3 protein-coding genes are annotated in these 7,807 nt (G+C 67.8%); all 3 read right to left on the reverse strand.

Annotation, left to right across the window (positions count from 1 at the left end; all coding sequences use genetic code 11):
• Positions 1–260: 260 nt before the first annotated feature.
• Positions 261–2,981, reverse strand: coding sequence for a DNA translocase FtsK (locus ACFWP7_RS37915; RefSeq protein ID WP_384391575.1), 2,721 nt, complete (start codon positions 2,979–2,981; stop codon positions 261–263).
• Between the two features lie 240 nt (positions 2,982–3,221).
• Positions 3,222–3,905 (reverse strand): two-component system response regulator, encoded by a 684-nt coding sequence (locus tag ACFWP7_RS37920; protein WP_384391578.1) that lies wholly within the window; start codon positions 3,903–3,905, stop codon positions 3,222–3,224.
• A gap of 256 nt (positions 3,906–4,161) precedes the next feature.
• On the reverse strand, positions 4,162–7,807 hold a 3,646-nt coding region (locus ACFWP7_RS37925; RefSeq protein ID WP_384391581.1), incomplete at its 5' end, for a HAMP domain-containing protein.

Raw genomic sequence — 7,807 nt, forward strand, 5'->3', positions numbered from 1 at the left:
TGTGCTGGAGGTTCAGTTTAGGGGGGGTGGGAAAGGATGGGGCAACCGGGCGGCAGGACTTCTTACGCCATCAGAATGGCCGGTCATCCTGATGATGGGACACGTACGTGTCCCCTCGCTCAACTTGACGTACGCCGAAGGGAAACGGTTGCGCACCGATCCCTTACGGGTGAGTCACGATCAAGTACCCATCTGCCGCGAACTCACGCGCGGAGCGGCCGGCCTGTCCCGTTTCCTCACACTTCGGCTTCCCGCTGTCCTCAGGCCTCAGCTTCCCCGCGAATCACGGCGAGCACTCCATCCAGCTCATCAGCCTTCACAAGAACGTCACGCGCCTTGGAGCCCTCGCTCGGCCCCACGATGCCTCGGGACTCCATGAGGTCCATCAGGCGCCCCGCCTTGGCGAAGCCGACGCGCAGTTTGCGCTGGAGCATGGAGGTGGACCCGAACTGGGTGGAGACGACCAGTTCGGCCGCCTGGCACAGCAGGTCGAGGTCGTCGCCGATGTCCTCGTCGATCTCCTTCTTCTGCTTGGTGCCCACCGTGACGTCCTCACGGAAGACCGGCGCCATCTGATCCTTGCAGTGCTGCACGATCGCCGCGATCTCGCCCTCGGTGACGAAGGCGCCCTGCAGCCGGATCGGCTTGTTGGCCCCCATCGGCAGGAAGAGCCCGTCGCCCTTGCCGATCAGCTTCTCGGCGCCCGGCTGGTCGAGGATGACCCGGCTGTCGGCGAGCGAGGAGGTGGCGAACGCGAGCCGTGACGGCACGTTCGCCTTGATCAGACCGGTGACGACGTCGACGGACGGCCGCTGCGTGGCCAGCACCAGGTGGATTCCGGCCGCACGCGCGAGCTGCGTGATCCGCACGATCGAGTCCTCGACGTCCCGCGGCGCGACCATCATCAGGTCCGCGAGCTCGTCGACGATCACCAGCAGATACGGGTACGGCGTCAGCTCGCGCTCACTGCCCTCGGGCAGCTTCACCTTGCCGTTCCTGATGGCCTCGTTGAAGTCGTCGATGTGCCGGTACCCGAACGCCGCGAGGTCGTCGTAGCGCAGATCCATCTCCCGTACGACCCACTGCAGCGCCTCGGCCGCCCGCTTCGGGTTGGTGATGATGGGCGTGATCAGGTGTGGGATGCCCTCGTACGCGGTCAGCTCGACGCGCTTGGGGTCGACGAGGACCATGCGCACGTCCTCGGGGGTCGCGCGGACCATGACGGACGTAATCAGGCAGTTAATGCACGACGATTTGCCGGAGCCGGTCGCTCCGGCCACCAGGACGTGCGGCATCTTCGCGAGATTGGCCATCTCGTAGCCGCCCTCGACGTTCTTGCCGAGCGCGACGAGCATCGGATGGTCGTCCTCGGCGGCGTCCGCGAGACGCAGTACATCGCCCAGGTTGACCATCTCGCGGTCGGAGTTCGGGATCTCGATGCCGACCGCCGACTTGCCGGGGATCGGGCTGATGATCCGAACATCGGGGCTGGCGACGGCGTACGCGATGTTCTTGGCGAGCGCCGTGATCCGCTCGACCTTCACGGCGGGGCCGAGCTCGACCTCGTAGCGGGTGACCGTCGGACCGCGTGTGAAGCCGGTGACGGAGGCGTCGACCTTGAACTCCATGAAGACGTTCTGAAGGGAGGCGACCACCGCGTCGTTGGCGGCGCTTCGTGTCTTGCCGGGGCCGCCGCGCTCCAGGAGGTCGAGCGACGGCAGGGAGTAGGTGATGTCGCCGGAGAGCTGGAGCTGCTCCGCGCGCGGGGGCAGCTCGCGCGGCTCGTCGGGCGCGGCCTTCGTGAGGTCGGGCACGACGGACTCGGCCTTGAGCACCTCCTGCTTGGGCCGCTTGGCTCCGGGGACGAGCTTGGCGCGGGCGGCCGGGACCGGCGTCGTCTCCTCGAACCCGTCCCGTTCCACACCGACGCCCTGCGTCAGATCGGCGACCAGCGCCGAGGGCGGCATCCCGTGCAGCACGGCCCCGTCGAGCGCGGCAGCGGCGGCCGCGGCGACGTCCACCGCGTCCATCGGCCGGTTCATGTCGGGCTGCTGCAAGGCGGGCCGCCTGGAGCGGCCACGGCGCCTGCTGAGCGCCTCCTGCTCGGCGATGTCGGGGTCGTACTCCTCAGGGGCCCGAGAGCGCCTCCTGGAGCGTGTGGGGAGCGCCTCACGCCATTGCTCGTCGTAGCGCTCGTCGTCCTCCCCGAAGCGGTCCTCGTCGTCGGCCTGGACGATGCCCAGCTTCTGGCCGAGCAGCCGCAGCCGCTGCGGAATCGCGTTGACCGGGGTCGCCGTGACGACGAGCAGTCCGAAGATCGTGAGGAGCACCAGGAGCGGTACGGCCAGGACGTCACCCATCGTGTACGTCAGCGGGGTGGACGCACCCCAACCGATGAGCCCGCCGGCGTCCCTTATGGCCTGCATGCCGTCGCTGCGCGCGGGCGCCCCGCACGCGATGTGGACCTGACCGAGCACGCCGATGACGAGCGCGGACAGGCCGATCACGATGCGGCCGTTCGCCTCGGGCTTCTCGGGATGCCGGATGAGCCGGGCCGCGATGACACCGAGCAGTATCGGGACCAGCAGGTCGAGGCGGCCGAAGGCGCCGGTGACCAGCATCTCGACGAGGTCGCCGACGGGGCCCTGCAGGTTGGACCAGGTGCCCGCCGCGGTGATCAGTGCCAGGCCGAGCAGCAGCAGCGCGACACCGTCCTTGCGGTGCGCCGGGTCGAGCCCCTTCGCGCCCCGCCCTATGCCGCGGAACATCGCTCCGACGGCGTGCGCGACCCCCAGCCAGAGGGCGCGGACGAGTTTGTACACGCCCGCGGTCGGATTGGGCGCCGGCGCGGGTGCGGGCTTCTTCGCCGCGGCCTTCTTGGCAGGCGCCTTCTTCGCGGCGGCCTTTTTCGCGGGGGCCTTCGTCGGAGCGGCCGCCTTCTTCGCGGGCGGCTTCTTGGCTGCGGACTGACGTGAGGCCATGTGTGTGAGGTTACCGGTGGAGACGACAGCGGACACGTGTGCTTACCGCTTCACCCGTTCGTGTCGCCCGGAGCGGTACCCGAAACTGACGCCTTCTCACCGGCCTTGCGCTGCTTGGCACACACCGGCGGCACACATCGGACGCGCGAACGCACTCTCGACTCACCCGACCCGGGGACGATCTGAAGAGCTTCGCCGGCCACGGACAGGGGTACTTGAGCCGCTCCCGAAACGGCCCGCTCAGTTCTGCGACGGCACCGAAGCCGCACCGTTCCCCGTGCCGGGCTCCAGGGCGTCCAGGGCTCTGCGCAAGCCCGTGAGTTTGCGTTCGAGATGGGCCGCGGTCGCCACCGCCGCCGCGTCCGCCGAGTCGTCATCCAGTTGCTTGGACAGCGCCTCGGCCTGTTCCTCAACGGCCGCCAGCCGCGCGGAGAGTTCGGCGAGCAGCCCGGCCGGCTCCTTGGCCCCGCTCAGCGCCGCTTTGCCGCCACCCTCCAACTGGAGCCGCAGCAGCGCCGCCTGCTCCCGGAGTTGGCAGTTCTTCATGTAGAGCTCGACGAAGACGGAGACCTTCGCGCGCAGCACCCACGGGTCGAACGGCTTGGAGATGTAGTCCACCGCACCGGCCGCATACCCCCGGAAGGTGTGATGCGGGCCGTGGTTGATGGCGGTGAGGAAGATGATCGGGATGTCCCGGGTCCGTTCTCGCCGCTTGATGTGCGCGGCGGTTTCGAAACCGTCCATGCCTGGCATCTGGACGTCCAGCAAAATGACCGCGAAGTCGTCCGTGAGTAGTGCTTTGAGCGCTTCCTCCCCGGACGATGCCCGCACCAGTGTCTGATCGAGCGCGGAGAGGATCGCCTCCAGCGCCAGCAGATTCTCCGGCCGGTCATCGACCAGGAGGATCTTGGCCTTCTGCACCATGGCCCGCCCTCCTCGCCCCGGCAGTGCACCGGGCGCCGCCCCAGGGGACGACTCCGTTGCGTCGCCCGCCCTTGTGCCGGTCATGGTAGCCGCACCCCGCCTGTCGCCACACCCTGTCACTGCGATGTCACTGTGCACGTAGCAGAAACGCAGCGGGAGACCAGAAGGTTCCCCGAATCCCGTACTTCTACACCGCGTCGGCCACAGTGAGTTATGCGAGAACGGCCGCCCCGACAGGCGCCCCGACACGAGTGTGTCACCGCTCACGCATCCACTGTTCCATCACGGTGAGCAGATGATCGGGATCGACCGGCTTGGTGACGTAGTCGGAGGCGCCGGACTCGATGGCCTTCTCCCGGTCGCCCTTCATCGCCTTCGCGGTGAGCGCGATGATCGGCAGCCCGGCGAACTGCGGCATCCTGCGGATCGCCGTCGTCGTCGCGTAGCCGTCCATCTCCGGCATCATGATGTCCATCAGAACGACCGTCACATCGTCGTGCTGCTCCAGGACTTCGATGCCCTCACGGCCGTTCTCCGCGTACAGCACCGACAGGCCGTGCTGCTCCAACACACTGGTCAGCGCGAACACGTTGCGGATGTCGTCGTCGACGATGAGCACCTTCTCACCCTCGAACCGGATCCCCTGACGCGGCTGCTGCGCCCCGTCCGGCCGGCCCGCGGGCGCCCACTGCTCCTGAGCCGCGCCCGGCTGCCCCGCCGACGCGCTCCGCTGCTCGTCCGCGGGCACCGCCCTGCGGCGCCTCCGGAAGAGCGCGGCGGGCCCGTTCTGGGTCTCCTGGTACGACTTCACCTCGGCCGGCATCTGGATGCCCGCTCCGGCCAGCTCCGCCTCGGAGGCCAGCAACTCCCCGGCCTCCAGCGCCGGCGCGAGCTGCCCGTAGCCCTGGGGAGGCAGTTCACTGGGGTGCAGTGGCAAATACAGCGTGAACGTGGAGCCACGTCCGGGTTCGCTCTGCGCGTGGATCTCACCGCCCAACAGCCGCGCGATCTCGCGCGAGATGGAGAGACCCAGGCCCGTACCGCCGTACTTCCGGCTCGTCGTGCCGTCCGCCTGCTTGAAGGCCTCGAAGATCACCCTCATCTTGCTGGCCGCGATCCCGATGCCGGTGTCCGTCACGGAGAACGCGATCAGGTCGGCGTCCGCGTCCCGCAGCGAACCCGCCTCCAGGAGCTGCTCCCGGATGGCCACCGGAACCTCCGCACCGGCGGGCCTGATCACCAGCTCGACCGCTCCGGAGTCGGTGAACTTCACCGCGTTGGAGAGCAGGTTGCGCAGCACCTGGAGGAGGCGCTGTTCGTCGGTGTGCAGCGTGGCGGGCAGTTCCGGCGACACGCGTACGGAGAAATCGAGGCCCTTCTCTGCCGTCAGGGGACGGAAAGTGGCCTCTACGTAGTCGACGAGTTGGACCAGCGCGATGCGTGTCGGGGACACGTCCATCTTGCCTGCCTCGACCTTCGACAGGTCGAGGATGTCGTTGATCAGCTGAAGCAGGTCGGATCCCGCGCCGTGGATCGTCTCGGCGAACTCGACCTGCTTCGGGGTGAGGTTCGTGTCCGCGTTGTCGGCGAGCAGCTTGGCCAGGATCAGCAGGGAGTTGAGCGGCGTACGCAGCTCGTGCGACATGTTCGCCAGGAACTCGCTCTTGTAGCGCATCGAGACCGCGAGCTGCTCGGCCCGCTCCTCCAGGACCTGCCGGGCCTCTTCGATCTCGGTGTTCTTGACCTCGATGTCACGGTTCTGCTGGGCGAGTTGCTCGGCCTTCTCCTCCAGCTGCGCGTTGGAGTCCTGCAGAGCCTTCTGCCGGCTCTCCAGCTCGGCCGACCGGTCCGTGAGCTGCTCGGTCAGCTCCTGCGACTGCTTCAGCAGCACCTCCGTCTTCGTGTTGACGGAGATGGTGTTGACGCTCGTCGCGATCATCTCGGCGATCTGGTTCAGGAAGTCCTTCTGGATCTGCGTGAACGGCGTGAACGACGCCAGTTCGATGACGCCCAGCACGGTCGCTTCGAAGAGCACCGGAAGGACGATCACCTGCGCCGGCGGCGCCTCGCCGAGCCCGGAGGAGATCTTCAGATAGCCGCTCGGAGCGTTCTCCACGAGAATCGTGCGCTTCTCCTGGGCCGCCGTCCCGATCAGCGCCTCGCCAGGCCGGAACGACGTCGGCATGGAGCCCATCGAGTAGCCGTACGACCCGAGCATGCGCAGCTCGTACGCGTCCTCGTCCTCCAGGAGCGCGTCCTTGCCGTCGACCAGCGGCATGGAGAGGAAGAACGCGCCGTGCTGCGCGGCGACGACGGGGGTCAGCTCGCTCATGATCAGCGAAGCGACGTCCTCGAGGTCGCGGCGGCCCTGCATCAGGGCGGAGATGCGGGCGAGGTTGCCCTTGAGCCAGTCCTGTTCCTTGTTGGCGATGGTGGTGTCGCGCAGGTTGGCGATCATCTTGTTGATGTAGTCCTGCAGTTCCTGCATCTCGCCGGAGGCGTCCACGTCGATCTTCAGGTTCAGGTCGCCGCGCGTCACCGCGGTCGCCACCCGCGCCATGGCACGCACCTGCCGGGTGAGGTTCCCGGCCATCTCGTTCACGGACTCCGTGAGGTCGCGCCAGGTGCCGTCGACGTCCCGCACCCGCGCCTGGCCGCCCAGCTGGCCCTCCGTGCCCACCTCGCGGGCCACCCGGGTGACCTCCTCGGCGAAGGACGACAGCTGGTCGACCATCGTGTTGATGGTGGTCTTGAGCTCCAGCATCTCGCCGCGGGCGTCGATGTCGATCTTCTTGGTCAGGTCACCCTTCGCGATGGCCGTGGTGACCATCGCGATGTTGCGCACCTGGCCGGTCAGGTTCGACGCCATGCCGTTCACCGACTCGGTGAGGTCCTTCCACGTGCCGGCGACTCCCGGTACGTGCGCCTGGCCGCCGAGGATGCCGTCCGTGCCCACCTCGCGGGCCACCTTGGTGACCTGGTCGGCGAACGAACTCAGCGTCTTCACCATCGTGTTGACGGTGTCGGCGAGCTGGGCGACCTCACCGCTCGCCTCGACGGTGACCGTCTTGGTGAGGTCACCGTTGGCCACCGCGGCCGCGACCTGCGAGATGTTCCGCACCTGGTTGGTCAGGTTGTTGGCCATCACGTTGACGTTGTCGCTCAGGTCCTTCCAGATGCCCGTGACACCCGGGACCCGAGCCTGTCCGCCCAGGTTGCCCTCGGTGCCGACCTCGCGGGCCACCAGGGTCACCTGCTCGGCGAAGTTGGACAGCTGGTCCACCATCGTGTTGACGGTGGTGACGAGTTCGAGGATCTCGCCCTTCGCGTCGACGGTGATCTTCTTGGAGAGGTCGCCCTTGGCGACCGCCGTCGTGACCTCGGCGATGTTCCGCACCTGGATGGTGAGGTTGTTCGCCATGAAGTTCACCGACTGGGTGAGGTCCTTCCAGGTGCCGGAGACACCCTGCACCTCGGCCTGACCGCCCAACTGCCCCTCGGTACCCACCTCACGGGCCACTCGCGTCACCTGCTCGGCGAAGTTCGAGAGCTGGTCCACCATCGTGTTGAGGGTGTTCTTCAGCTCCAGGATCTCGCCGCGCGCGTCCACGTCGATCTTCTGCGACAGGTCACCCCGGGCGACCGCCGTCGCGACCTGCGCGATGTTGCGCACCTGGGCGGTGAGGTTGCCGGCCATGCCGTTCACGGAGTCGGTCAGGTCGCGCCACACACCGGCGACGCCGGGCACCTGTGCCTGCCCGCCGAGCCGCCCCTCCGTACCCACTTCACGGGCGACCCTCGTCACCTGGTCCGCGAAGGCGGAGAGCTGGTCGACCATCGTGTTGATGGTGTTCTTCAGCTCCAGGATCTCGCCGCGCGCGTCCACGTCGATCTTCTGCGAC

This window comes from Streptomyces sp. NPDC058470 (assembly GCF_042721055.1).
Lineage (GTDB): Bacteria > Actinomycetota > Actinomycetes > Streptomycetales > Streptomycetaceae > Streptomyces.

Bases quoted from the DNA above. Each gene is read 5' to 3' on its own strand.
- ACFWP7_RS37920 (WP_384391578.1), bottom strand. From the start codon at position 3,905: ATGGTGCAGAAGGCCAAGATCCTCCTGGTCGATGACCGGCCGGAGAAT.
- ACFWP7_RS37915 (WP_384391575.1), bottom strand. From the start codon at position 2,981: ATGGCCTCACGTCAGTCCGCAGCCAAGAAGCCGCCCGCGAAGAAGGCG.